We start from the raw sequence: 25,458 nt of genomic DNA on the forward strand, positions 1-25,458 counted from the left end.
CGCGACACAAGGCCGCTCCTACATTTGATCGCGTCAATCCAGAGATTACGCGATCGCCTGTAGGAGCGGCCTTGTGTCGCGAAAGGGGCGCAAAGCGCCCCCCGAGGCCTTACGCCCGATCCCGCTCCAGCAACGGTTTCAGGTAGTGCCCGGTATACGACTGCTTCATCGTACTCAGTTCTTCCGGCGTACCGCAGGCGATGATCTGTCCGCCTTTCGAGCCACCCTCCGGCCCCAGATCCACCAGCCAATCCGCGGTCTTGATCACATCCAGGTTGTGCTCGATCACCACCACGGTATTGCCGTGGTCGCGCAGGCGATGCAGCACGTCCAGCAACTGCTGAATATCGGCAAAGTGCAGGCCCGTGGTCGGCTCGTCGAGGATGTACAGGGTCTTGCCGGTGTCACGCTTGGACAGTTCGCGCGACAGCTTCACTCGCTGTGCCTCACCGCCCGACAGCGTGGTCGCCGACTGGCCCAGCTTGATGTATGACAGCCCCACATCCATCAACGTCTGCAGCTTGCGCGCCAGCGCCGGCACTGCGTCGAAGAACTCGCGGGCATCCTCGATGGTCATTTCCAGCACCTCGTGGATGTTCTTGCCCTTGTACTTGATCTCCAGGGTTTCGCGGTTGTAGCGCTTGCTCTTGCACACGTCGCATGGCACATAGATGTCCGGCAGGAAGTGCATCTCCACCTTGATCAGGCCATCGCCCTGGCAGGCCTCGCAACGGCCTCCCTTGACGTTGAACGAGAAACGCCCCGGACCATAGCCGCGCGAACGCGATTCCGGCACACCGGAGAACAGCTCGCGGATCGGCGTGAAGATGCCGGTGTAGGTCGCCGGGTTCGAGCGAGGGGTGCGGCCGATCGGGCTCTGGTCGATGTCCACTACCTTGTCCAGGTGCTGCAGGCCATCCATGCTGGCATGCGGCGCCGCTTCCAGGCTGCTTGAGCCATTCAGGGCGGTCGCGGCCAGTGGGAACAGGGTGTTGTTGATCAGTGTCGACTTGCCCGAACCGGACACCCCGGTCACGCAGGTCAGCAGGCCGATCGGGATTTCAAGGTCGACGTTTTGCAGGTTGTTGCCACGCGCGCCCTTGAGCTTGAGTTGCAGCTTCTTGTTGCGCGGCGTGCGCTTGGCCGGCACTACGATCTTCTTGCGCCCTGACAGGTACTTGCCGGTCAGCGAGTCGGGGTGCTCCATGACCTCCTGCGGCGACCCCTCGGCGACGATCTGACCGCCGTGCACGCCGGCCCCAGGGCCGATGTCCACCACGTAGTCGGCCAGGCGGATGGCGTCCTCGTCGTGTTCCACCACGATCACCGTGTTGCCCAGGTCGCGCAGGTGGTTGAGGGTGGCCAGCAGGCGGTCATTGTCACGTTGATGAAGGCCGATGGACGGCTCATCGAGGATGTACATCACTCCCACCAGGCCAGCACCGATCTGGCTGGCCAGGCGGATACGCTGCGCTTCGCCACCGGACAGGGTATCAGCGCTGCGGTCCAGGGTGAGATAGTCGAGACCGACGTTCACCAGGAACTGCAGGCGCTCGCAGATTTCCTTGAGGATCTTCGCCGCAATCTCGCCACGGCGTCCGGTCAGAGTCAGCTCGCCGAAGTAGTTGCTGGCTTCACCGATCGGCAGGTTGGTCACTGCCGGTAGCGTTTTTTCGCCCACCCACACATGCCTTGCCTCACGGCGCAGGCGGGTGCCGCGGCAATCGGGGCACGGCTGGGTGCCGAGGAACTTGGCCAGTTCTTCGCGCACGGTGGCCGACTCGGTCTCGCGGTAGCGACGCTCCAGGTTCGGCACGATGCCTTCGAACGGGTGCGAGCGCTTGACGATGTCGCCACGGTCGTTGAGGTACTTGAAGTCGACGCTCTGCTTGCCGCTGCCCTGCAGGATCACCTTCTGGTGCTCGGCCGAAAGCTGGCCGAATGGTTCCTCAAGGCTGAAGCCGTAATGCGCGGCCAGCGAGCCGAGCATCTGGAAGTAGTACACGTTGCGCCGGTCCCAGCCGCGGATCGCGCCTTCGGCCAAGGTGAGCTCGGCATTGACCAGGCGCTTGGTGTCGAAGAACTGCTTCACCCCCAGGCCATCGCAGGTCGGGCAGGCGCCGGCGGGGTTGTTGAAGGAGAACAGCTTCGGCTCCAGCTCGCTGATGGCATGACCACAGACCGGGCAGGCGAAACGCGCGGAGAAGATCGTCTCTTCGCCGGGCTCGTCATCCATCGGCGCGACCAGGGCTATGCCGTCGGCCAGCTTGAGCGCGGTCTCGAACGACTCGGCCAGGCGCTGTTGCAGGTCGGCGCGGACCTTGAAACGGTCCACCACCACATCGATGCTGTGTTTTTTCTGCTTGTCCAGCTTGGGCAGTTCGTCGAGCTCGTAGAGCTTGCCGTTGACCCGGGCGCGCACAAAGCCCTGGGCCCGCAGCTCGTCGAACACCGCCAGGTGCTCGCCCTTGCGCTCGCGCACCACCGGCGCCAGCAGCATCAGCTTGCTGCCTTCCGGTCGCTCCAGCACCAGGTCGACCATCTGGCTGATCGTTTGCGCTTCCAGCGGGATATCGTGATCCGGGCAGCGTGGGGTACCCACGCGAGCGTACAGCAGGCGCAGATAGTCGTAGATTTCGGTGATGGTGCCGACCGTGGAGCGGGGGTTGTGCGAGGTCGACTTCTGCTCGATGGAAATGGCCGGCGACAGGCCTTCGATGGTGTCGACGTCGGGCTTTTCCATCATCGACAGGAACTGCCGGGCGTAGGCCGACAGCGATTCCACATAGCGGCGCTGGCCTTCGGCGTACAGAGTGTCGAACGCCAGGGACGACTTGCCGGAACCGGATAGGCCGGTGATCACGATCAGCTTGTCCCGGGGCAGGGTCAGGTCGATGTTCTTCAGGTTGTGGGTACGTGCCCCACGAATCAGGATCTTGTCCACTGCGGCCTCGCTCGGCGGGCATAAACAAGGAAGTATACGGCGCCCTGCCATTACGCGGCAAAGCGTCGCGTAGATGCCGTCAAGCTGTCGGACTGATAGAATCGCCGCCGGTTCACACGAGGTTAATCCATGCACGACACCCACAACGAGCGTATGAGTGGCGGCGAAACCCGCGCCGCTGGCGGCCTGGCCCTGGTCTTTGCCTTTCGTATGCTGGGCATGTTCATGGTCTTGCCGGTGCTGGCCACCTACGGCATGGACCTGGCCGGTGCCACGCCTGCGCTGATCGGCCTGGCCATTGGTGCCTATGGCCTGACCCAGGCCGTATTGCAGATCCCGTTCGGGATGATTTCCGATCGCATCGGCCGCCGGCCTGTGATTTACCTGGGGCTGGTCATCTTTGCCCTGGGCAGTGTATTGGCGGCCCAGGCCGACTCCATCTGGGGTGTGATTGCCGGGCGTATCCTGCAGGGTGCCGGGGCGATTTCCGCTGCGGTCATGGCGCTGCTGTCCGACCTCACCCGCGAGCAGCACCGGACCAAGGCCATGGCCATGATCGGCATGAGCATCGGCCTTTCGTTTGCCGTCGCCATGGTCGTCGGCCCATTGCTGACTCGTGCCTTTGGCTTGTCAGGATTGTTCCTCGCCACGGCAGGACTTGCCCTGGTCGGCATCCTGCTGATCGCCTTTGTGGTGCCCAATACCCACAGCATCCTGCAGCACCGTGAGTCGGGTGTGGCGCGCCAGGCCATCGGCCCGACCCTGCGCCATCCGGACCTTCTGCGCCTGGATGTGGGCATCTTCATCCTCCACGCCATCCTCATGGCCAGCTTCGTCGCATTGCCACTGGCCTTTGTCGAGCGCGGCGGTCTTCCGAAGGAACAGCACTGGTGGGTGTACCTGACCGCGTTGTTCATCTCATTTTTTGCAATGGTCCCGTTCATCATCTATGGCGAAAAAAAGCGCAAGATGAAACGCGTGCTGGCCGGGGCGGTCAGTGTGTTGCTGCTGGTGGAGGTGTTCTTCTGGCAGTGGGCTGACGGTTTGCGCGGACTGGTGATCGGCACCGTGGTATTCTTTACTGCATTCAACCTGCTGGAGGCATCGCTGCCTTCGCTGGTGAGCAAGGTGTCGCCTGCAGGTGGCAAGGGGACGGCAATGGGGGTCTACTCCACCAGCCAGTTCCTCGGCGCTGCCCTGGGAGGAATCCTCGGTGGCTGGTTGTTCCAGCACGGCGGGCTGAACATGGTGTTCCTCGGTTGTGCGGTACTGTGTGCCATCTGGTTGGTCGTCGCCTTGCGCATGAACGAGCCGCCCTATGTGACCAGCCTGCGCATGCCGCTGACGCCAGAGGCAGTCCGGGAAGCCGGCCTGACCGAGCGCCTGATGGCTGTGCCAGGTGTGACCGACGCCGTCGTGGTGGCGGAAGAAGCCGCCATCTATATCAAACTGGATACGAAAATTTTGGACCGTACGACCCTCGAGCGCCTGGTAAACCCGGCCTCTTCGGCGTGCGAAGCCTAGGAGAACGTTATGGCCCGTGGGGTTAACAAAGTCATTCTGGTCGGCACCTGTGGCCAGGATCCCGAAGTCCGCTACCTGCCCAACGGTAACGCCGTGACCAACCTGAGCCTGGCTACCAGCGAGCAGTGGACCGACAAGCAGTCGGGCCAGAAGGTCGAGCGTACCGAGTGGCACCGTGTGTCGCTGTTCGGCAAGGTTGCCGAAATCGCCGGCGAATATCTGCGCAAAGGTTCGCAGTGCTACATCGAAGGCAAGCTGCAGACCCGCGAGTGGGAAAAAGACGGCATCAAGCGCTACACCACCGAGATCATCGTCGACATCAACGGCACCATGCAGCTGCTCGGCGGCCGCCCGCAGAACCAGCAGCAGGGCGGTGACCCGTACAACCAGGGTGGCGGCAACTACGGTGGCGGCCAGCCGCAGCAGTACAACCAGGCCCCACGCCAGCAGGCCCCGCGCCCGCAACAGGCTCCTCAGCGCCCGGCCCCGCAGCAGCCAGCCCCGCAGCCGGCGGCTGACTTCGACAGCTTCGATGACGATATTCCGTTCTGATCAGAACGGTTAGGCGTCTGGCAAGACCAGAAACCCAGGGCAGTTGCCCTGGGTTTTTTTATGGGCGGTGCCGCGTACCTTTTTGTGGGCGGGCTTGCCCGAGAATGAATTGGTACCGACTGCCACTCCAATAGCGAGCCTGATCAATAGAACAACCGTGGCTCTGGCGAGTCCAGCAGGCTGACCAGCTTGGTCAGGGCAAAGCCCAACTCCTGACGACTGGGGGCCATCAAGGCGATGCGCACGCCGCAGCTGGCGTGGCTGCGCTCTGGCAGGAACTGGCTGCCACTGACTACAGTGACGCCGTTGTTACGCGCCAGGTTGGCGAATTCGTCGCTGGTCCACGGCTCGGGCAACTCCAGCCAGATGTGGAAGCTGTTGGGCTGGCTGCGGATCTTGTACTTGCCAAGGATCTCCTGGGCCATTTGCTGGCGCGCGGCAGCCTCTTCCTGTTGTTCTCGCACCAACTGGTCGGCCATGCCGCTGTTGATCAGGTTGCGGGCCAGTTGTGCCATCAACGGCGATGGCATCCAGACGCTGCTGCGTACCATCGACGATAGCCGCGAGAGGGTTTGCGGTGGGGCGTACAGGTAACCGATACGCAGCGCCGGCAGCACACTTTTGGACAGGCTGGTGAGATACACCGAACGTTCTGGCGCATACGCTGCCAGTGGCTGGTAATCCGGAGCGGGTTCAAGGAAGCCGTAGATATCGTCATCGACGATGAACAGGTCGAACTCGCGGGCGATCTCTGCGATGGCCTGGCGCCGTGCGTGGGGCATGATCGAGTTGGTGGGGTTCTGGTGGGTGGTGACACACACCAACAGGGAAGGGCGATGCTCCAGGCAGGCCGCGCGCAATGCCTCGGGAATAAGGCCATGCTCGTCCATGGCCACGCCACGCAGGCGGCGGCCCATGCTGTGGGCCAGGGAGATGATGCCGGGATAGCAGAACGATTCACACAGCACCACATCGTCGCTGTTCGACAGGCTGCTGATGGCCACCAATAGTCCATGCTGTGCGCCAGAGGTCAGTACAACCTGTTGCCAGCGCGCATCAGGCAGCCAGCGCTGAATCCAGGCTGCACCTGCTTGTTTGTGGGAGGTGTGACCACCTTCTGTCACATAGTCGAGTACCTGTCCCAGGTCCGCAGAGGTGGCCAGCTCGCTGATGGCCGCACCCAGCCACTCACTCATGTGGGCGTCGTTGGGTTTGATGATCGAGAGATCGATCTGGCTGCTTTCGCCAGTAGCTGGTGTGTGCACCGACGGGGCGGATAACCGCTGTCGCAACTGCCTGACAAATGTGCCACGGCCTACCTCTCCAACCACCAGGCCGCGCTTGGCGGCTTCGTCGTAGGCTCTTCCAACTGTGCCGGGGGTTACATTCAGTGCCTCGGCAAGGTCTTTGAGGGTGGGCAAACGATCGCCTGCTGCAAGCCGACCACTTTCGATGTCCTGTTCAAGGGCATTAGCGATCATCAGGTAAACCGGCTGGGTTTGATCGCCGTATTGAGGGACCCACATGGAAATGGCACCAGATTCTGCAATTGCGCGCAGCCTAACATGAAAGCCAAGATGCGGGTAATGATGGTAATCTTCGCCATTGAGTCGATTTAATTCGATATTGCATCGATTCAATTGTTGTAATTACAATCATCGCGCTGATTGGGACATGCACATTTGCGTTGTGCTTGGCAGGACACTCCACTGGATGGACTTCGCTATGGAAATTCTGGGCGCTTTCTGGGCGGAACACTGGTTGCTGGCGGTGCTCATGCTTGGGGCTATCGCTTTCGTTGCCGGCTTCGTAGACAGCATTGCCGGTGGCGGCGGGTTGTTCCTGGTGCCGGGCTTTCTGCTGGTCGGCATGCCACCGCAGGTTGCCCTCGGCCAGGAAAAACTGGTCAGTACCGTTGGCACACTGGCAGCCATTCGCAACTTCCTGGCCAACAGCAAGATGGTCTGGCAGGTGGCGCTGGTCGGCGTGCCATTCTCGTTGCTCGGTGCCTACCTGGGAGCGCACCTGATCGTCTCGATCTCCCAGGAAGCTGTGGGCAAGATCATCCTGGCGCTGATCCCCTTCGGCATCCTCATCTTCCTCACCCCCAAGGACCGCCCGGTCGAGGAGCGCGAACTGTCATCGCGCATGCTCTTCACCGTGGTACCGCTGACCTGTCTGGCCATCGGCTTCTACGACGGCTTCTTCGGCCCGGGTACCGGCAGCATGTTCATCATCGCGTTCCACTACCTGCTGCGCATGGACCTGGTCTCCAGCTCGGCCAATTCAAAAACCTTCAACTTCGCATCCAACATCGGCGCTTTGGTGGCCTTCGTCATTGCCGGCAAGGTCGTCTACCTGCTGGCGGTGCCGCTGGTGGCCTGCAACATCCTCGGCAACCACCTTGGCAGTGCACTGGCCCTGCGCAAGGGCAACGAAGTGGTGCGCAAGGCGCTGGTGTTCTCGATGCTCTGCCTGTTCACCAGCCTGGGCGTTAAGTACCTGGCCTGACCCTTCCATAGGAGACAACTGATGAAAACTGCATTCGTAACCGGCGCCTCCTCGGGCTTTGGCCGCGCCATCTGCCGTACCTTGATCGGCAAAGGCTACCGCGTGATCGGTGGCGCCCGGCGCATGGACAAGCTGCAAGCGCTGGCCGCCGAGCTAGGCGTCAATTTCATTCCGCTGGCGCTGGATGTCACCGACCCGGTGTCGCTCGAGAAGGCGGTCGAGCAGATTAGTGATGCGTCACTGCAGGTCGACCTGCTGGTCAATAATGCCGGGCTGGCGCTGGGCGTGGACCGTGCCCAGGCCAGTAGTGCGGAAAACTGGCAGCGGATGATCGACACCAACATCACTGGCCTGGCCATGGTCACCCACAAGATCCTGCCGCAGATGGTGGAAGCTGACAGCGGCATGATCATCAATATCGGCTCGATCGCCGGCACCTATCCCTACCCGGGCGGTAACGTGTATGGCGCCAGCAAGGCCTTCGTTCGCCAGTTCAGCCTCAACCTGCGCGCCGACCTGGCGGGCACCCGCGTGCGAGTGAGCAACATCGAGCCTGGGCTGTGCTCGGGGACCGATTTCTCGGTGGTGCGCCTGAACGGTGATCTGGATGCCGTGCAGGCGCTGTATCGGGACGTGGAGGCCATCCTGCCCGAGGACATCGCGGCCACGGTGGCCTGGATTGCCGAGCAGCCGGCGCATGTGAACATCAATACCATCGAGATCATGCCGGTGGCCCAGAGCAGTGCGGCGCTGAACGTGGTGCGCAACCTGCCGCTTTGCTGATCGGCCGGTGGTGGATGGCCGGGCGTTGCCGGTGTTCGCGGGCACGCCCGCTGCAACAGGAATAGCGCTTTGCTTCGGGCATGTGCAGTAACTGTGGGAGCGGGTTCACCCGCGAATCAGGCAACACAGCGCCTTCAGCTGACCCATGTCATCGCACCTTCTCGATTCTTGGCTAGTCTTAACTGTTGGCGGCCATCAATTGGCCGCCACCGTGACTACCAAGAGGCGCCGGCCATGTTCCGTGCGTCCACCACCTGATCAGGAGTGCACGATGGACCTGAACCGTCGGCAGTTCTTCAAGGTCGCCGCCGTCGGCCTTGGAGGCTCGAGCCTTGCGGCGTTGGGCATGGCCCCGACACCCGCATTCGCCGAGCAGGTGCGTCACTTCAAGCTGGCGCATACCAAGGAAACCCGTAACACCTGCCCTTACTGCTCGGTCGGCTGCGGCCTGATCATGTACAGCCAGGGCGATGCGGGCAAGAACGTCAAACAGAACATCATCCATATCGAAGGTGACGCCGACCACCCAGTCAACCGCGGCACCCTCTGCCCGAAAGGCGCTGGCCTGCTGGACTTCATCCACAGCCCGAGCCGCCTGCAGTACCCCGAGGTACGCAAGCCGGGCAGCAAGGAGTGGGTGCGGGTCAGCTGGGACGAGGCGCTCGATCGCGTTGCCGACCTGATGAAGCAGGACCGCGACGCCAACTTCATCGAAAAGAACGCCCAGGGGCAAACGGTCAACCGCTGGCTCACCACCGGCTTTCTTGCTGCTTCCGCCGCCTCCAACGAGGCCGGCTACCTGACCCACAAGGTCATCCGCGCAACAGGCATGCTGGGGTTCGATAACCAGGCTCGTGTCTGACATGGCCCGACGGTGGCAAGTCTTGCCCCGACGTACGGCCGTGGCGCCATGACCAACCACTGGTCCGATATCGCCAATGCGAATCTGGTCCTGGTGATGGGTGGCAACGCAGCAGAAGCGCATCCGTGCGGCTTCAAGTGGGTGACCGAGGCCAAGGCGCACAACAAGGCGCGGCTGATCGTGGTCGACCCGCGGTTTACCCGTACCGCTTCGGTGTCCGACTACTACGCACCGATTCGTACCGGTACCGACATCGCCTTCATGGGCGGGTTGATCAATTACTTGCTGAGCAATGACAAGATCCAGCACGAGTACGTGCGCAACTACACCGATGTGTCGTTCATCGTCAAAGAGAACTATGGCTTCGAGGATGGCCTGTTCAGCGGGTACGACGAGGCCAAGCGCGTGTATTCCGACAAGTCCGGCTGGGGTTACGAGCTGGGTGAAGACGGCTTTGCCAAGGTCGACCCGACGCTGCAGCACCCGCGCTGCGTGTTCCAGCTGATGAAGCAGCACTACAGCCGCTATACACCGGAACTGGCAAGCATGACCTGTGGCATGCCGCAGGACGCCATGTTGAAGATCTGGGAAGAGATCGCCACCTGCTCGGTACCGGGCAAGACCATGACGATCCTCTATGCGCTTGGCTGGACGCAGCACTCGATCGGCGCACAGATCATCCGCAGTGCGGCCATGGTGCAGTTGCTGCTGGGCAACGTCGGCATGCCGGGTGGCGGGGTCAATGCCTTACGCGGGCACTCCAACATCCAGGGCCTGACCGACCTCGGCCTGCTGTCCAACTCGTTGCCGGGTTACTTGACCCTTGCCGGCGATGCCGAGCAGGACTATGCCGCCTATATCGACAAGCGCGCCTCCAAGCCACTGCGTCCTGGCCAACTGTCGTACTGGCAGAACTACGGCAAGTTCCATGTCAGCCTGATGAAGGCGTGGTACGGCGCCAATGCCACGGCGGAGAACAACTGGGGCTACGACTGGCTGCCCAAGCTCGATGTGCCGGCCTACGACGTGCTGCGCATGTTCGAGATGATGGGCCAGGGCAAGGTAAACGGCTACATGTGCCAAGGTTTCAACCCGATTGCCGCGCTGCCGGACAAGAACCGTGTCACTGCCGCCCTGAGCAAACTCAAGTGGCTGGTGATCATGGACCCGCTGGCCACCGAGACCTCGGAGTTCTGGCGCAACGCCGGGCCGTTCAACGATGTCGATACGGCCAACATCCAGACCGAAGTGATCCGCCTGCCCACTACCTGCTTTGCCGAGGAAGACGGCTCGCTGGTCAACAGCAGCCGCTGGCTGCAGTGGCACTGGAAGGGCGCCGACGGCCCGGGCGAGACCCGCACCGACGTTCACATCATGAGCGAGCTGTTCCTGCGCCTGCGCCGACGCTACCAGGCCGAAGGCGGCGCCTATCCTGACGCGCTGATGAACATCAACTGGCCATACAAGGTCCCTGAAGAGCCATCCCCGGAGGAGCTGGCCAAGGAAATGAACGGCTGGGCGGTGACGGACGTCACCGATCCGACTGGCGCAGTGCTCAAGGCCGGCCAGCAACTGGCGGGCTTTGGCCAGCTCAAGGACGACGGCAGCACTGCGTCCGGTTGCTGGATCTTCTCCGGCAGCTGGACCGAGCAGGGTAACCAGATGGCTCGCCGTGACAACAGCGACCCGTACGGCATGCACCAAGTGCAGAACTGGGCCTGGGCCTGGCCGGCCAACCGCCGCATCCTCTACAACCGTGCCTCCAGCGACCCGCAAGGCAAGCCGTGGGACCCGGAGAAGAAGCGCCTGGTGTGGTGGAACGGCAAGGCCTGGACCGGGACCGATGTGCCCGACTTCAAGGTCGACTCGCCGCCCGAGGCGGGGATGAACCCGTTCATCATGAACCCCGAAGGCGTGGCGCGGTTCTTCGCCATCGACAAGATGGCCGAAGGCCCGTTCCCCGAGCACTACGAGCCGTTCGAGACGCCGATTGGCATCAACCCGCTGCACCCGCAGAACAAGAAGGCCACCAGTAACCCGGCCGGGCGGGTATTCGACTCGGTGTGGGACACCCTCGGCAAGCACGACGAGTTCCCGTACGCGGCGACCACGTACAGGCTGACCGAGCACTTCCACTTCTGGAGCAAGCATTGCCGGCTCAACGCCATTGCCCAGCCCGAGCAGTTCGTCGAAATCGGCGAGGTGCTGGCCAACGAGAAAGGTATCAAGGCCGGCGACCGGGTGCGGGTATCGAGCAAGCGCGGACACATCGATGCGGTGGCGGTAGTGACCAAGCGGATTCGCCCGCTCCAGGTCAATAACCAGACCGTGCACCAGATCGGCATCCCGCTGCACTGGGGCTTCACCGGGGCTACGCGGCATGGCTACCTGACCAACACCCTGGTGCCTTTCCTGGGTGACGGCAATACCCAGACGCCAGAGTCCAAGTCGTTCCTCGTCAAAGTGGAGAAACTCTGATGGCCAGCCAAGACATCATCGCCCGCTCGGCCACCACCACCGTACCGCCTTCGGTACGCCAGCAGCAGGAAGTCGCCAAGCTGATCGACACCACCAAATGCATCGGCTGCAAGGCTTGCCAGGTGGCGTGTTCGGAGTGGAACGAACTGCGTGACGAGGTCGGCCACAACCACGGCACCTACGACAACCCCCAGGACCTCACTGCCGAGACCTGGACCCTGATGCGCTTTACCGAGCACGAGCGCGACGACGGCAACCTGGAGTGGCTGATTCGCAAGGATGGCTGCATGCACTGCGCCGAGCCAGGTTGCCTGAAGGCGTGCCCGAGCCCGGGAGCGATCATCAAGCACGCCAACGGCATCGTCGACTTCAACCAGGACCACTGCATCGGTTGTGGGTACTGCATCACCGGTTGCCCGTTCAATATCCCGCGTATTTCGCAGAAGGACCACAAGGCGTACAAGTGCACCCTGTGTTCCGACCGCGTGACCGTGGGCCTGGAGCCGGCCTGCGTGAAAACCTGCCCGACCGGGGCGATCGTGTTCGGCACGAAGGATGAGATGAAGGTGCATGCCGCCGAGCGCGTCGTCGACCTCAAGTCGCGGGGCTACGACAAGGCCGGGCTGTACGACCCGGACGGCGTCGGTGGCACCCACGTGATGTATGTGCTGCACCATGCCGACACACCGAAGCTGTACGCCGGCCTGCCGGACCAGCCGGTGATCAGCCCGCTGGTGGGGCTGTGGAAGGGCTTTACCAAGCCGCTGGCGCTGCTGGCCATGGGGGCTGCGGTGCTGGCCGGGTTCTTCCACTATGTGCGGGTAGGGCCACAGCGGGTGGAGGAGGACGAACACCCGGCACCTGCGGATGAAAGCGTGCACCAGGTGGACCCGTCGGTCCATGTCTATGATCCGACCAAGCCCGGTGGGCAAGGGGAGCAGCGACCATGAACGACAACAAACCCATCCTGCGCTACAACGCCAACGAGCGCAGCAATCACTGGGTCGTCGCGATCCTGTTCATCCTGGCTGGCCTGTCGGGGCTGGCGCTGTTCCATCCGGCGCTGTTCTGGCTCAGCAACCTGTTCGGCGGTGGGCCCTGGACACGCATCCTGCACCCCTTCCTCGGGGGGGCGATGTTCGTGTTCTTCCTCGGCCTGGTGCTGCGTTTCTGGCGCGCCAATTTCATCACTGCCAATGACCGACTGTGGCTGCGCCGGGTGGACCGGGTGATGCTCAACAAGGAGGAGGGTGTGCCACCGATCGGCAAGTACAACGCCGGGCAGAAGCTGTTGTTCTGGACCCTGCTGGTGTGCATGCTGGTTCTGCTGGTCAGCGGCGTGGTGATCTGGCGCGCATACTTCAGCCATTTGTTCGGCATCGAGGTCATTCGCCTGTCTGCGCTGCTCCACGCCCTGGCGGCGTTCGTGCTGATCCTCAGCATCATCGTGCACATCTACGCCGGTATCTGGATCAAGGGCTCGATCGGCGCCATGCTGCATGGCTGGGTCAGCCGCGCCTGGGCGCGCAAGCACCATGAGTTGTGGTACCGCGAAGTGACTGGTGACAAGACGCCGGGCAATCACGGACGAAAAGAAGGATGAGCGCTTGAGCACGATACTCGAACCCGGGCAGATCGAAGCGTCGGCAGTGATGCCGCCGTTTCTGCACCTGCCCCCCGCCAACCTGTTCGAACTGCGCGCCGCGCGTCTGGAGCAGCTGGCTGAGGGCAATGCCCTTGGCGAATACCTGAAGCTGGTGGCTCGTTTGTGCCGTATCCAGCAGCAGCTTGTGGATAACCCGCCCGCTGGCATGCCGGTGGCAGAGGAGCGTCAGCGCCTGTGCATAAGTCATGGTTTGCCGCCACTGGCGGCGGACAGCCTGGTGCGTGAAGGGCCATGGCTGGTCTGGTTGCTGGCCTTGCTCGAGCATCTCGACGCGGACACCAGCGGTCCGTTGGGGGAGGCGCTGCAAACCCTGCGCAGCAGTGACGACCATCAACGCAAGGGTTGGGGCATCGCCTTGCTCGCCGGCCAGTACGACGCAGTGCCCGCAGCACTGGTGCCGTTCATTGGGGCGGCCTTGCAGGCGGCCTGGTCCAGCTGGTTGCTGGCGCTGCCCGCGCCAGAGCTCAAGCCCGCCGACAGCCTGGCCCAGTGCCCGGCCTGCGGTTCGCCGGCGATGGCCGGGGTGGTGCGCAACCGCGGCAAGCACAATGGCCTGCGCTACCTGGCTTGTTCGCTGTGTGCCTGCGAATGGCACGTGGTGCGGGTCAAATGCGTGTACTGCGAGTCGAGCAAGGACCTGCGCTATACCAGCCTTGACGATGACCGCCATGCGCCGGGCAAGGCGCCGCTACGGGCGGAGTGCTGCCCGGAGTGCGAGAGCTACCTGAAGCAGAACTACCTGGAAAACGACGCGGCGGCCGAGCCGCTGGCCGATGACCTGGCCAGCCTGGCACTGGACATTCGCCTGGACGAGGAGGGCTTCCATCGGTTGGCACCGAACCTGATGCTCGCACCCGGGTAATGGAGAGTGTCTACACTGTAAGACCGAGTCGCCTTCTTCGCGGGTAAACCCGCTCCCACAGGGCCCGCGCAGCTTTTGAGGCTTGCGCGGCCCTTGTAGGAGCGGGTTTACCCGCGAGAGGCCAGTACAGACAACGGATCAGTCCAAGGTAGTACCGCATGCCCTCCAGCCTAGCCAGCGACACCCCACGCCTGCCCTCCATCGACACCCTTTTGCGCCACCCAGCCTGCCTCCCGCTGATCGACCGCCACGGTCGCGACGCGGTCCTCGCCACCCTGCGGCAACTGCTCGACGACCTGCGCGACCCCGCCCGCACCGGCCAGCTCAGCACCGCCGAACTGGCCGCTGAAGTCCTGCTGGGCCGCACTGGCGAACGCTTGGCCACCCAGCAACGCAGCCAGGTCCGCCGAGTGTTCAACCTCACCGGCACCGTGTTGCACACCAACCTCGGCCGCGCCCTGTTGCCAGAGGAGGCCATCGAGGCCATGCAGACCGCCGCCCGCTACCCGCTCAACCTGGAATTCGACCTGGCCACCGGCAAGCGCGGCGACCGTGACGATCTGATCGAGGGCCTGATCCGCGAGCTGACAGGCGCCGAAGCCGTCACCGTGGTCAACAACAACGCCGCCGCCGTGCTGCTGGCGCTCAACAGCCTGGGTGCGCGCAAGGAGGGGATCATCTCACGCGGTGAACTGATCGAGATCGGCGGTGCCTTCCGCATCCCCGACATCATGGCCCGCGCCGGCGTGAAGCTGCACGAAGTCGGCACCACCAACCGCACCCATGCCCGTGACTACGAGGCCGCCATCAGCCCGCGTACGGGCCTGCTGATGCGGGTGCATTGCAGCAACTACAGCATTCAGGGCTTCACTACCCAGGTGCCCACCGCCGAGCTGGCGCGTATCGCCCACCAACATGACTTGCCGTTGCTTGAAGACCTTGGCAGCGGCAGCCTGCTTGACCTTACCCGCTGGGGCCTGCCCGCCGAGCCTACTGTGCGTCAGGCCCTGGCTGACGGCGCCGATATCGTCACCTTCAGCGGCGACAAACTGCTGGGCGGGCCGCAAGCCGGAATCATCGTCGGGCGCAAGGAGCTGATCGCCAGAATCAAGAAGAACCCGCTCAAGCGCGCGCTGCGGGTCGACAAGATCACCCTTGCCGCACTCGAAGCGGTGCTGGCGTTGTACCGCAACCCCGACCGCCTGGCCGAGCGCCTGCCCAGCCTGCGCCTGCTGACCCGCAGTCAGGCCGAAATCCAGGCCCAGGCCGAGCGCCTGGCCCCTGAAATCAAAGCCCGGCTCGGCGAGCAATGGGCGGTCAGTGTGGAGCCGGCGTTGGGCATGATTGGCAGTGGCAGCCAACCGGTGGCCCGCCTGCCAAGCGCGGCATTGTGCCTGCGCCCGCAGGTGTCGAAGAAGTTGCGCGGGCGCAGCCTGCATGTACTGGAGCGCGCCTTGCGCGGTCTGCCCGTGCCAGTGCTCGGCCGAATCGACGATGACGCCCTGTGGCTGGACCTGCGCCAACTGGATGACGAGGCCCAGTGGCTGGCTCAGTTGCCCACCCTGCAATTGGGGCCGGTACAGTGATCGTTGGTACCGCCGGCCACATCGACCACGGCAAGACCGCACTGCTCCAGGCCCTGACCGGCCAGGCCGGTGACCAGCGCCAGGAGGAGCGCGCCCGTGGCATGACCATCGACCTTGGCTATCGCTATGCGGCGTTGACCGAGGGCGCAGTGCTGACCGGCTTCATCGACGTGCCCGGTCACGAGCGCTTTATCCACAACATGCTGGCCGGCGCCCATGGTATCGATCTGGTGCTGCTGGTAGTCGCGGCCGACGACGGGGTGATGCCTCAAACCCGCGAGCACCTGGCGATCATCGAGTTGCTGGGCATCCCACAAGCCCTGGTGGCGATCAGCAAATGCGACCGTGTAGAGCCGGCCCGCCTGGCCGAAGTGCAGGCACAGGTCAGCGAACTTCTCGCGCCGGGCCCATATGCCGGTGCGCGGCAGTTTCCGTTGTCAAGTGTGACCGGCGAAGGTATCGATGCCTTGCGCCAGGCCTTGCTGGCCGCGCAACAGCGCGTGTGCCAGCGCAGCGTGCGCGGCGGTTTCCGCCTGGCCGTCGACCGCGCCTTTGCCGTTACCGGTGCGGGTGTGGTGGTCACGGGCACGGCGCTGGCCGGGCGGGTCAGTGCCGGTGACACCTTGTTACTGGGCAAGGCCGGCAAACCGGTGCGGGTGCGTGGCCTGCATGCGCAGAACCAGGCCGCACTGGTGGCCGAAGCGGGCCAGCGGGTGGCACTGAACATTGCTGCCGAACGCCTGGCGGTGGAGCAGGTGCGCCGGGGGGACTGGCTGGTGCCCGAGTGGCTGCATGCGCCTAGCGTGCGGGTGGATATCGAGCTGAACCTGTTGCCGGGCGAGACCCGTACCTTCGAGCATTTCAGCGCTGTGCACGTGCACCTGGGCACCCAGGATGTAACGGCCCGGGTAGCCTTGCTCGAGGGTGAAACCTTGGTGGCAGGCCAGCGCATGTTCGCCCAGTTGCTGCTCAACGCGCCGCTGCAGGCGGTACACGGCGACCGCTTGGTGCTGCGCGATCAGCGTGCCCAGCGCACACTGGGGGGCGGCAAGGTACTCGATCCGTTCGCGCCAAGCCGTCAGCGTCGCAGTGATGAGCGCCTGCGCCAATTGCAGGTGCTGCGTGATGCCGAGGACCTGGAGCAGGCCTTGCCGGCACTGCTTGCCAGCGCACCCGGGGGGATCGACCCGCAACGTCTGGAACGGCAGTTCAATCGCCTGCGCGAAACCTGGCAGTTGCCGGAAGATGTGCTGGTGGTGGCCACGCGGCAGGGCCAACTGCTGTTTGCCAGTGTCCGGTGGCAGGCGCTCAAGCGCCAGGTGCTGGAGCAGTTGGTGCGGTTCCATGAACAGGAGCCCGACCAGCTCGGCCCGGACCGCGACCGCCTGCGCCGCTTTGCTGCCTTGCCGCTGGAGCGGCCCGCTTTTGTCAGCCTGCTGGATGAGTTGCTCGAAGACGGCGCCATTGCCAGCAGCGGGCCTTGGCTGCACCTGCCCGATCACAAGGTGCAGTTGAGCGAAGCCGACAGTGCATTATGGGCGAGTCTGCAACCGAAGTTGCTGGCGGGGCAATACGATCCGCCCTGGGTCCGGACGCTGGCGAGCGAGGAAAATTGTGCCGAAGCCGATGTGCGCCTGTTGCTGCGCAAGCTGGCCCGGTTGGGCCTGGTGCACCAGGTGGTGCGCGACCTGTTCTACCCCGAGGCGACGCTACAGCGCATGGCAGAGCTGCTGCTGGGGCAGGCCAGTGAAACGCCGATAGTGCAGGTTGCCGCGTTTCGCGATATGTTGGGCATCGGTCGCAAGCGCAGTGTGCAGATTCTGGAGTACTTCGACCGCATCGGCCTGACCCGGAGGGTGGCCGATCAGCGTCACATTCGCGCCGACAGCGCCCTGGCCCAGCAGCAGGCCAGGCACTGAGTTCAAGGAAGGCAATCGCGCCCGGTGGCGCGGCCGGGCTTCAAACCCGGTTGGGGACGGCAGCCGTTCCCGGGCAGGTTCGACTCCCGCTGCCTTCCGCCATTTTCCTTTGCCTGTCAGGGCCCTATCGCCGGCAAGCCAGCTCCCACAGGTACTCCACAGGCCTCAGGCCTTGTGTTATCCCTGTGGGAGCTGGCTTGCCGGCGATAGGGCCAGACCAGGCAACACTCAGGCCCGTTCCCCACACAGATCCAGGGCAAACCACCGCTCCGCCGTGTCGACATCCAGCCCGGCCCCCAGCAACGCAACCATCTTGGCCAGCGCCGCCTCCCGGGTCATGCCCCCGCCACTGACCAGCCCGGCCCCGCGCAAGCGGTTACCCGCCGCATAGGTATCGAACACCACCGACCCCTCAGGGCACTGGCTGATAGCTGCCAGCATCACACCCCGCTGGCGTGCCGCGCTCAGCGCATCCAGCAACGCCTGGTCATCCGACGGCCCGGTACCGCTGCCGTAGCACTCCAGCAGCAAACCCTGCACGCCGCTGCCCAGCAGTGCCTGCAAGTGCCCGGCCTGCAGGCCCGGGAACACCGGCACTATCGCCAGGTTGACCGGCTGGCGCGGGTGCTTGTAGCCAAGCTCGGCAGGGATCGCCGTTGCGCGCTCACTGTCACGATGGCGCGGCAGCGCGGCAAAGGCATCGAACGCCTCGCTGCGCAGCTTCGACGCCCGGCAGCCATGCAGCAGCTGCCCATGGAAGTACAGTTGCACGCCATCTTCCAGCCCTTGTTCGAACTGGCGCAGTGCGCCGCACAAGTTGCCCCAGGCGTCGCTGTCCGCGCTACCTGCAGGCAGCATCGAGCCGGTCAGCAGCACTGGCACCGGCAGGCCCAGCAGCAGGAACGACAACGCCGCGGCGCTGTAGGCCAGGCTGTCGGTACCATGCAGTACGAGCACGCCATCATGGCCAGCCACCTCTACCGCTGCGACGATTGCATCGCGCATCGCCAGCCAGTTGTGCTGTTGCATGTTGGCGCTGTCGAGCAGCGGGTTCAGTTCCTGCAAGGTCCATTGCACCTGGGGTGCATCGGCCAACTGGGCAAAGTGTTCGCGCATGCGTGCTTCGAAGCCACCGGCCGGCGCCAGGCCTTCGGGGGTTTCGAGCATGCCGATGGTGCCCCCGGTATAGAGCACGAGGAGATTCTTTACTGCTCGCATGGGAAGTATCCGTAGCGGTGAGCGGAAGAAGGTAAGCCGCCCACGGACGGGGCGGCTGGCAGGGGAGAATATCAGCGCTGCGTCTGGACTTCGCCGACTGCTTTGTCAGTGGCTGTTTCCGCCTGCGGATTGGCAGGCCAGGCATTGCGATCCAGGTCCAGGTCGGCAAACTTGGCCGAGTCGAACACCGGTTGGTCGACGCCCGCCTTGCGCTGGTCGTCGTAGTCGCGCATCACCCGCAGGCCGACCTTGAACAGCAGGGCCAGGGCCACCAGGTTGACGAAGGCCAGGCAGGTCATGGTGATATCGGCAAAGGCGAACACAGTCGACAGGTCCTGCAACGAGCCCCATACAACCAGCGCCAGTACCAGGCCACGGAATACCATCAGTACCACACGATTGCGGCTGAGGAATTGCAGGCTGTTCTCGCCCAGGTAGTAGTTGTAGAGGATGCAGGTGAACACGAACAGCGACAGTGCCACGCTGACGAACACGCGGCCCCAGTCACCAACCACGGCGGCCAGCGAGTTCTGGGTCAGGACGATGCCGTCACCTTCGAAGCCCGGGGTGTAGAAGCCCGACAACAGGATCAGCAGCGCGGTGCAGGTGCAGATCACGAAGGTGTCGAGGAACACGCTGAATGCCTGGACAACGCCCTGCGCACCCGGGTGTTTCACGGCGGCCACGGCTGCGACGTTTGGCGCACTGCCCAGGCCCGCTTCGTTGGCGAACACACCACGCTTCACGCCCATGACGATGGCGCTGCCGAGCAGGCCGCCGAACGCCGGGTCGAGGCCGAAGGCACTCTTGAAGATGGTTTCCAGCATGGCTGGCACGTGATCGATCTGGGTGCCGATCACGTACAGGGTCACGCCGATGTACGCCAGGGTCTTGACCGGTACCAGCAGGTCCGACACCGCGGCGATGCGCTTGATACCGCCGATGAAGGTGATGGCCAGCAGCACGGCGAGGACGATGCCGGTGTGCTTGGGGTCGAAGGCGAAGGCGTTCTGCAGCGAGTGAGTCACGGTGTACGACTGCAGGCCGATGAAGGCGAAGCCGTAGGTGACCAGCAGCAGGACCGAGAACACGATGGCCATGCTTTTCAGCTTCAGGCCGTGCTGGATGTAGTACGCCGGGCCACCACGGTACAGGCCGTCGCCATCGGCGCGCTTGTAGACCTGGGCCAGGGTGCATTCGAAGAAGCTGCTGGACATACCCACCAGTGCGGTGACCCACATCCAGAACACGGCGCCCGGGCCACCCAGGGTCACGGCAATGCCGACACCGGCGATGTTACCGGCACCAACGCGGCCAGCCAGGCTCAGCATCAGGGCCTGGAAGGAGCTCAGCTGGCCTGCCTGGCCACGCAGCGATTCCTTGAACACACCGAACATGTGGCCGAAGTGGCGGAACTGGACGAACCGGGAGCGGATAGTGAAGTAGCTACCCAGCCCTACGATCAGCACAATGAGAAGTTTCCCCGAGAGGAAATCGTTGAGTACTTCGAGCATTGGAAAATGACCTCGATTCTTATTGTTCGTGTGGAAAGATCAGCGGACGGCAGGCGCACCGCTATTCGTGGGGCGCATGGTTGGCTATGACAAGAGCGGTTACAATTTCGCGGGTTGCTCTGATTTGGTGCAACTTGATGCTACAATTGCGCCATTCGCGTCACCTGAGTCCCGAGTCATGAGCGATCATTTCGCTACCAACCTCAAACTGGCCTGCAGCCACTACCGCTCTATCTCCGAAGTTTGCCGCCAGCTGTCGATCAACCGCGCGCAGTTCAACAAGTACCTGAGTGGGCAAAGCCGCCCGACGGCCTACAACCTCAAGCGCATCGGCGATTTCTTCGGGGTCGAAGATTACGAATTGAATTTGCCACCCGAGCAGTTCAGCCGCCTGATCGGTGCTCGCGTGTCGACCCCGGCCGAGCAGCCTGGCGACCCGATCAGTGATCTGTTCCGTCCGTTGCACGCCCATGCGGGGAACCTGTCGCGCTATTGCGGTTACTACCTGGAATATTCCAACTGCATGTCGGTTCCGGGCACGGTCCTGGTGTCATTGGTGCACCTGTGGGAGGAGCGCGGGCAGTTCCTTTTCGAACGCCAGGAACGCCAGGAGCGTTCCAGCGCCACCAACCCCCATGCCGAGGTGCGTTGCCGCTATCTGGGAGCGGCGTTCCAGCTGCAGGACCGGATGTTCCTGGTCGATTACGAGTCGCTGACGTTCAACGAGATGAGCCAGACTATCCTCATCCCCAGTTTCAAAAGCCGCATTACCCGCCTCAACGGCCTGAAGGCCGGCGTATCCAGCGGAGACCGGCGAAACCCGGCCTGCACTCGGGTTGTGTGGGACTACCTGGGAGAGGAGATCAATCGCATCAATGTCTACCGGCAGGTAAAACTGTACCAGCCGGATGATCCACGCATAGATGACGATGTGCGTGAGCGCCTCAGCGTGGGGCCGTTGCGTAACAGTCTGTTCGAAATCGAGTAATGTTTTTTCAGAGAACAAGTTGATGTAACCACTCGCCAACAGGGTTGCCTGGGTCGAGCAGCAACTTGATTGCCATGATGCAGCAAACACAGACCAGCAATGGCTTGATCAGACGGGGGCCAAAGTGTACTGCGCAGCGTGCGCCCAGTTGAGCCCCCACAAAAGCAGCGAATGCCATTGCCAGTGCCAGCGGCCAGATGATCGCCCCGCTCAGTGAAAAGACTGACAACGCGCCCAGGTTACAGGCTGCGTTCAAAAGCTTGCTTGTGCACACGGCTTGTATCAAGTGCTGGCCCAAGAGGATCACGCAGGCCAGCATGAAGAACGAGCCGACGCCAGGGCCGAAGATCCCGTCATAAAAGCCAATGATCGGTGCAACCGTGATGCAGAACAGGCTGGTCGATATCTTTGCCTTGCGCGCTTGTTCATTCGGCTTTGGACTGAAGGCAAAGTAGGCGGCTATCAGGATCAGCAGAGGTGGAACGCACGCCTGCAGAACGCTTTTGGGCACGTAAGTTATCGACAAGGCACCCAACGCCCCTCCGATAAACGACATGACAGCCATTGGACTGCCTTGTCTCCAGTCGATCATGCCTTTGCGGGCGAAGGCGCACGTAGCCGAAACCGTAGCCGAAGCCGCCTGGAACTTGTTGGTGGCAATTGCCGCCAAGGGTTCGATACCGGCAATGAACAACACCGGGAGCGTGATCAGGCCCCCGCCACCGGCGATAGCATCGAAAAAGCCGGCCATCAGTGCCACCAGTGCGAGGGTCAGAACAAGCGTTAAATCTAATTCGATCATTGCGTGTTTTCCTATGATCAGCCACGCACCAGCAGCGGGTCTTCAGCGAGCACCAGCGGTTCGGCGAAGGGGGAATATCCGAATTGACGGATAAGCAGGCGCCGGTTGTCCTGAACCATGTCGCGGCCGTGCAAGGCTCGGCTGTTGTTGATCAGCAGTGCGGTGTCAGGCTGCAGGACAAACGCCAACGGTTGTGTGGTATCCAGTATTTTTTGAAAGGAGTCGAAAGCGCGCGCAGCAGCGCTGCAGGCGCGTTCATTCAGACTGAAGCGATAGCTATTGTAACGAACAGAGAAACCACCATTTGGCTCGAATTGCAGTATTGAAACTGCTTTGCCTGCATTGCCTTGCCCGTGACCGAAGCAGTCACTGCGGGTGAAGTCGAAAGACGCTGAAGTCAGTGCAAGTGTGCCCATGCTACCCAAGCGTTCAATGATTCCCCGGAGCGGGAAGACATGCGTAGGTTCATTGGCGGGGTTCCAGCGCGCAGTCAGAATCAGTGCAGAGGGAGCAGGGGAGTGAGCGTTGCTGGAAATTGTCGAGCAGTTGTAAGGCGCTTCAGTGTGCGGCCCCAAGCGCAAGCCCGCATGCGAGCTGGTTTCAACTTTCAGGCAGGGATCTTCGTCGAGTCGCGGAATGCGGCCACCGCCCTTGAAGTTGCCCACCAGGCGAACCTGCTTACCCTCGTTATCTATATCGAAGGCGAAACTGCGGTGGCGCACGAGCTCCAGCAGCAGTTGATTGCGTGAGGCAAGGTATTGGCAGCGTGGGTTTTGCGCCAGGGTGGAAATGTGGGGCAGATATTCTGGTATTGGCTCGTCGGCACAAGGCATATGCCTGTACATCAAGGCAGATAGATGGCCTTCACTGAAGCGTTGTAGCAGCCCACGCTGTTCCACACTCAAGGCTTGCTCGAGTTGATCGGCGAATATACGAGCCTGAAGTGCTACTCCTTTGGCCTCTGGGCCACCCAGGTCAGCAATGGTCTGGCTTGCAAAGGCTATGGTTTTGCTTTGCTCCGGGCTGAAATCCAGGTATGCAGCTTCTGAATGAGGCATTGAACGTTCCCTGTACTTGTTTTTGTGAAGCTCCCCGGCTGGCAAGTGGGGGAGTCAACTATTCAATGCGGTTGTGCTGTTGCGCGGAAGTCAGCTCGTTCCTGGTATGTCGTAGGAGATTTCTGCGTGTTGCGGTATTGAACGGTGAAACTTTGAAATCACTACCGCCTGTGGCATCGAACGGGTCCGGTGTTGGACTTCCCCGCCCGGAAACCGCAAAATGACCCCTTTCCTTCAATCAACCTCTCCGGATCTGCTGACTCTATGCGTATGCGCCTAATGCTGTTGGGTGGTGGCAATGCCCTCGGGCAAGCGCTGATTCGTCTTGGGGCCGAGGAGGACATCGCATTCCTGGCTCCGCGCCCGCCCGAGAACGGCTGGACGCCGGCCAGCCTCACCCAGCTGCTCGACGATCATCGTCCCGATGCACTGGTCAACCTGGCCTATTACTTCGACTGGTTCCAGGCCGAGTCGGTCAGTGAGCAGCGCCTGGCCCAGCAGGAGCGGGCTGTGGAGCGGTTGGCAGAGCTGTGCCAGCACCACCAGATCACCCTGGTTCAGCCATCCAGCTACCGGGTGTTCGATGGTTCTCGGGCCACGGCCTACAGCGAAAAGGACGAGCCGGTACCGCTGGGCCTGCGTGGCCAGGCCCTGTGGCGTTTCGAGCAGAGCGTTCGCGCGGCTTGCCCGCAACACGTGCTGTTGCGCTTTGGTTGGCTGCTCGACGAAAGCATCGACGGGGCGTTGGGCCGCTTCCTTACCCGCGCCGAGCAACCCCAGGAGCTGCTGCTGGCCGATGACCGGCGTGGCAACCCTACGCCGGTCGACGACGCCGCCCGGGTGATCCTGTCGGTGCTCAAACAACTCGATTGCAGTGCGCCGCTGTGGGGCACCTACCATTACGCCGGCAACGAGGCGACCACGCCGCTGGCGCTGGGCCAGGCGATCCTCGCCGAGGCAGGCCAGTACCGGCAGCTGGCCGTGCAGGCGCCGACGCCGCAGGCACATGCCGCACGGCCGGATGCCAGCGAAGAGCCGCAGCACGCGGTACTGGCCTGCAAGAAAATCCTTCATACCTTCGGCATCAAGCCGCGCGCCTGGCGCGCCGGCTTGCCGCCTCTACTGGACCGGTTCTACCGCCATGGCTGACGCCCCCATCCTGATCACCGGCGGTGCCGGCTTTATTGGCTCCCACCTGTGCGATGCGTTGTTGGAGAAAGGCTACGCCGTACGCATTCTCGACGATTTCTCCACTGGCCAGCGGGGCAACCTGCAGGTTGGCCACCCTCGGCTGGAACTGGTTGAAGGCGATGTCGCCGATGCCGAGCTGGTTACGCAGGTTACGGCTGGCTGCAGTGCCGTGGTGCACCTGGCAGCGGTGGCCTCGGTGCAGGCCTCGGTCGAGGACCCGGTGCGGACCCACCAGAGCAATTTCATCGGTACCCTCAACGTGTGCGAAGCCATGCGCGTGCATGGGCTGCGCCGGGTGCTGTTCGCCTCCAGTGCGGCGGTGTATGGCAACAATGGTGAAGGCGAGTCGATTGCCGAAGACACTCCCAAGGCGCCGCTGACCCCCTATGCCGTGGACAAGCTGGCCAGTGAGCAGTACCTGGACTTCTACCGTCGTCAGCATGGCCTGGAGCCGGTGGTGTTCCGCTTCTTCAATATCTTCGGGCCGCGCCAGGACCCGTCCTCGCCGTATTCCGGGGTGATCAGCATCTTCTCCCAACGTGCTGTGCAGGGTTTGCCGATTACCGTATTCGGTGATGGTGAGCAGACCCGGGACTTCCTTTACGTGGGCGACCTGGTGCAGGTGATGGTGCAGGCGCTGGAGCAGCCGCAGGTCGAGGAGGGCGCGGTGAATATCGGCCTCAACCAGGCCACATCGCTTAACCAGCTGCTGGCAGCGCTTGAGAAGGTGGTGGGTAGCTTGCCGGCGGTCAGCTATGTGGCGGCACGTTCGGGTGACATTCGCCATTCGCGGGCGGATAACCAGCGCTTGTTGGCGCGGTTCGAGTTTCCGCAGGCGACGCCGATGGTCGAGGGCTTGTCGCGGCTTCTGGGTAAGGGCTGAAATTCTTGGGGGCGCTTTGCGCCCCTATCGCGACACAAGGCCGCTCCTACAGCGATCGCGCCAGGCCGAGGTTGCGCGGTAGCTGTAGGAGCGGCCTTGTGTCGCGATGGGCTGCGC

19 protein-coding genes and 1 tRNA gene are annotated in these 25,458 nt (G+C 62.9%); 14 read left to right on the forward strand and 6 right to left on the reverse strand.

Annotated features, from left to right (window positions below; all coding sequences use genetic code 11):
- Positions 1-109 precede the first annotated feature (109 nt).
- Positions 110-2,944 carry an excinuclease ABC subunit UvrA gene (uvrA, locus tag GEV38_RS02830; protein WP_013970642.1) on the reverse strand — a complete coding sequence of 945 codons (2,835 nt, stop codon included), beginning with the start codon at positions 2,942-2,944 and terminating at the stop codon, positions 110-112.
- 129 nt (positions 2,945-3,073) lie between these two features.
- On the opposite strand from uvrA, the gene GEV38_RS02835 reads away from it, so the two are divergent.
- The gene (locus tag GEV38_RS02835) at positions 3,074-4,468 is read left to right on the forward strand and encodes an MFS transporter (RefSeq protein ID WP_015268752.1); all 1,395 of its coding nucleotides are present in this window, start codon (positions 3,074-3,076) and stop codon (positions 4,466-4,468) included.
- Between the two features lie 9 nt (positions 4,469-4,477).
- Positions 4,478-5,020, forward strand: a complete 543-nt coding sequence (locus GEV38_RS02840) for a single-stranded DNA-binding protein (RefSeq protein ID WP_013970644.1) — start codon at positions 4,478-4,480, stop codon at positions 5,018-5,020.
- 143 nt (positions 5,021-5,163) lie between these two features.
- Here GEV38_RS02840 and GEV38_RS02845 read toward each other — a convergent pair whose 3' ends face one another.
- Positions 5,164-6,546: a PLP-dependent aminotransferase family protein gene (locus tag GEV38_RS02845; protein ID WP_015268753.1), complete on the reverse strand. Its 1,383-nt coding sequence runs from the start codon at positions 6,544-6,546 to the stop codon at positions 5,164-5,166.
- 199 nt (positions 6,547-6,745) lie between these two features.
- Between GEV38_RS02845 and GEV38_RS02850 the strand changes: the two genes are divergently transcribed.
- The 9 genes from GEV38_RS02850 to GEV38_RS02890 all read left to right on the forward strand — a co-directional run bounded on the left by GEV38_RS02850 (position 6,746) and on the right by GEV38_RS02890 (position 17,789).
- On the forward strand, positions 6,746-7,531 hold the full coding sequence (locus tag GEV38_RS02850) for a TSUP family transporter (protein ID WP_043935263.1): 786 nt from the start codon (positions 6,746-6,748) through the stop codon (positions 7,529-7,531).
- A 21-nt stretch (positions 7,532-7,552) separates the two neighbouring features.
- Positions 7,553-8,314, forward strand: coding sequence for an SDR family NAD(P)-dependent oxidoreductase (locus tag GEV38_RS02855; RefSeq protein WP_015268755.1), 762 nt, complete (start codon positions 7,553-7,555; stop codon positions 8,312-8,314).
- A gap of 271 nt (positions 8,315-8,585) precedes the next feature.
- On the forward strand, positions 8,586-11,654 hold the full coding sequence (fdnG, locus tag GEV38_RS02860; protein ID WP_152976810.1) for a formate dehydrogenase-N subunit alpha: 3,069 nt from the start codon (positions 8,586-8,588) through the stop codon (positions 11,652-11,654).
- Positions 11,654-12,604 (forward strand): formate dehydrogenase subunit beta, encoded by a 951-nt coding sequence (gene fdxH, locus GEV38_RS02865; protein ID WP_054572947.1) that lies wholly within the window; start codon positions 11,654-11,656, stop codon positions 12,602-12,604. Before fdnG ends, fdxH begins: the two co-directional genes overlap by 1 nt.
- Entirely contained in the window at positions 12,601-13,257 is a 657-nt protein-coding gene (locus GEV38_RS02870) for a formate dehydrogenase subunit gamma (RefSeq protein ID WP_054572946.1), read from the forward strand. Before fdxH ends, GEV38_RS02870 begins: the two co-directional genes overlap by 4 nt.
- Positions 13,258-13,261: 4 nt before the next feature.
- Positions 13,262-14,182 (forward strand): formate dehydrogenase accessory protein FdhE, encoded by a 921-nt coding sequence (gene fdhE / locus GEV38_RS02875; protein WP_015268758.1) that lies wholly within the window; start codon positions 13,262-13,264, stop codon positions 14,180-14,182.
- A gap of 158 nt (positions 14,183-14,340) precedes the next feature.
- Complete coding sequence (gene selA, locus GEV38_RS02880) at positions 14,341-15,768, forward strand: L-seryl-tRNA(Sec) selenium transferase (protein ID WP_015268759.1); 1,428 nt, start codon at positions 14,341-14,343, stop codon at positions 15,766-15,768.
- Positions 15,765-17,687, forward strand: coding sequence for a selenocysteine-specific translation elongation factor (selB, locus tag GEV38_RS02885; protein WP_015268760.1), 1,923 nt, complete (start codon positions 15,765-15,767; stop codon positions 17,685-17,687). Before selA ends, selB begins: the two co-directional genes overlap by 4 nt.
- 6 nt (positions 17,688-17,693) lie before the next feature.
- Positions 17,694-17,789, forward strand: a tRNA-Sec gene (locus GEV38_RS02890).
- A 126-nt stretch (positions 17,790-17,915) separates the two neighbouring features.
- Here GEV38_RS02890 and GEV38_RS02895 read toward each other — a convergent pair.
- Entirely contained in the window at positions 17,916-18,905 is a 990-nt protein-coding gene (locus tag GEV38_RS02895) for an asparaginase (RefSeq protein ID WP_015268761.1), read from the reverse strand.
- Between the two features lie 71 nt (positions 18,906-18,976).
- Positions 18,977-20,419, reverse strand: a complete 1,443-nt coding sequence (locus GEV38_RS02900; RefSeq protein WP_054572945.1) for a sodium:alanine symporter family protein — start codon at positions 20,417-20,419, stop codon at positions 18,977-18,979.
- Between the two features lie 178 nt (positions 20,420-20,597).
- On the opposite strand from GEV38_RS02900, the gene GEV38_RS02905 reads away from it, so the two are divergent.
- A complete protein-coding gene (locus tag GEV38_RS02905) occupies positions 20,598-21,407 on the forward strand; it encodes a helix-turn-helix transcriptional regulator (RefSeq protein WP_015268762.1) in 810 nt (269 codons plus the stop codon).
- A 7-nt stretch (positions 21,408-21,414) separates the two neighbouring features.
- On the opposite strand, the gene GEV38_RS02910 is transcribed toward GEV38_RS02905, so the two are convergent.
- Both GEV38_RS02910 and GEV38_RS02915 read right to left on the reverse strand, forming a co-directional pair.
- The gene (locus GEV38_RS02910; protein WP_013970658.1) at positions 21,415-22,209 is read right to left on the reverse strand and encodes a TSUP family transporter; all 795 of its coding nucleotides are present in this window, start codon (positions 22,207-22,209) and stop codon (positions 21,415-21,417) included.
- A 17-nt stretch (positions 22,210-22,226) separates the two neighbouring features.
- Complete coding sequence (locus GEV38_RS02915; protein WP_054572944.1) at positions 22,227-23,267, reverse strand: hypothetical protein; 1,041 nt, start codon at positions 23,265-23,267, stop codon at positions 22,227-22,229.
- Positions 23,268-23,531: 264 nt separating this feature from the next.
- Between GEV38_RS02915 and GEV38_RS02920 the strand changes: the two genes are divergently transcribed.
- Both GEV38_RS02920 and GEV38_RS02925 read left to right on the forward strand, forming a co-directional pair.
- The gene (locus tag GEV38_RS02920) at positions 23,532-24,416 is read left to right on the forward strand and encodes a sugar nucleotide-binding protein (RefSeq protein WP_015268764.1); all 885 of its coding nucleotides are present in this window, start codon (positions 23,532-23,534) and stop codon (positions 24,414-24,416) included.
- Positions 24,409-25,341, forward strand: coding sequence for an NAD-dependent epimerase/dehydratase family protein (locus GEV38_RS02925; RefSeq protein WP_015268765.1), 933 nt, complete (start codon positions 24,409-24,411; stop codon positions 25,339-25,341). Before GEV38_RS02920 ends, GEV38_RS02925 begins: the two co-directional genes overlap by 8 nt.
- Positions 25,342-25,458: the final 117 nt, after the last annotated feature.

The organism is Pseudomonas sp. 13159349 (genome assembly GCF_013305685.1).
Classification (GTDB): Bacteria; Pseudomonadota; Gammaproteobacteria; order Pseudomonadales; family Pseudomonadaceae; genus Aquipseudomonas; species Aquipseudomonas asiatica.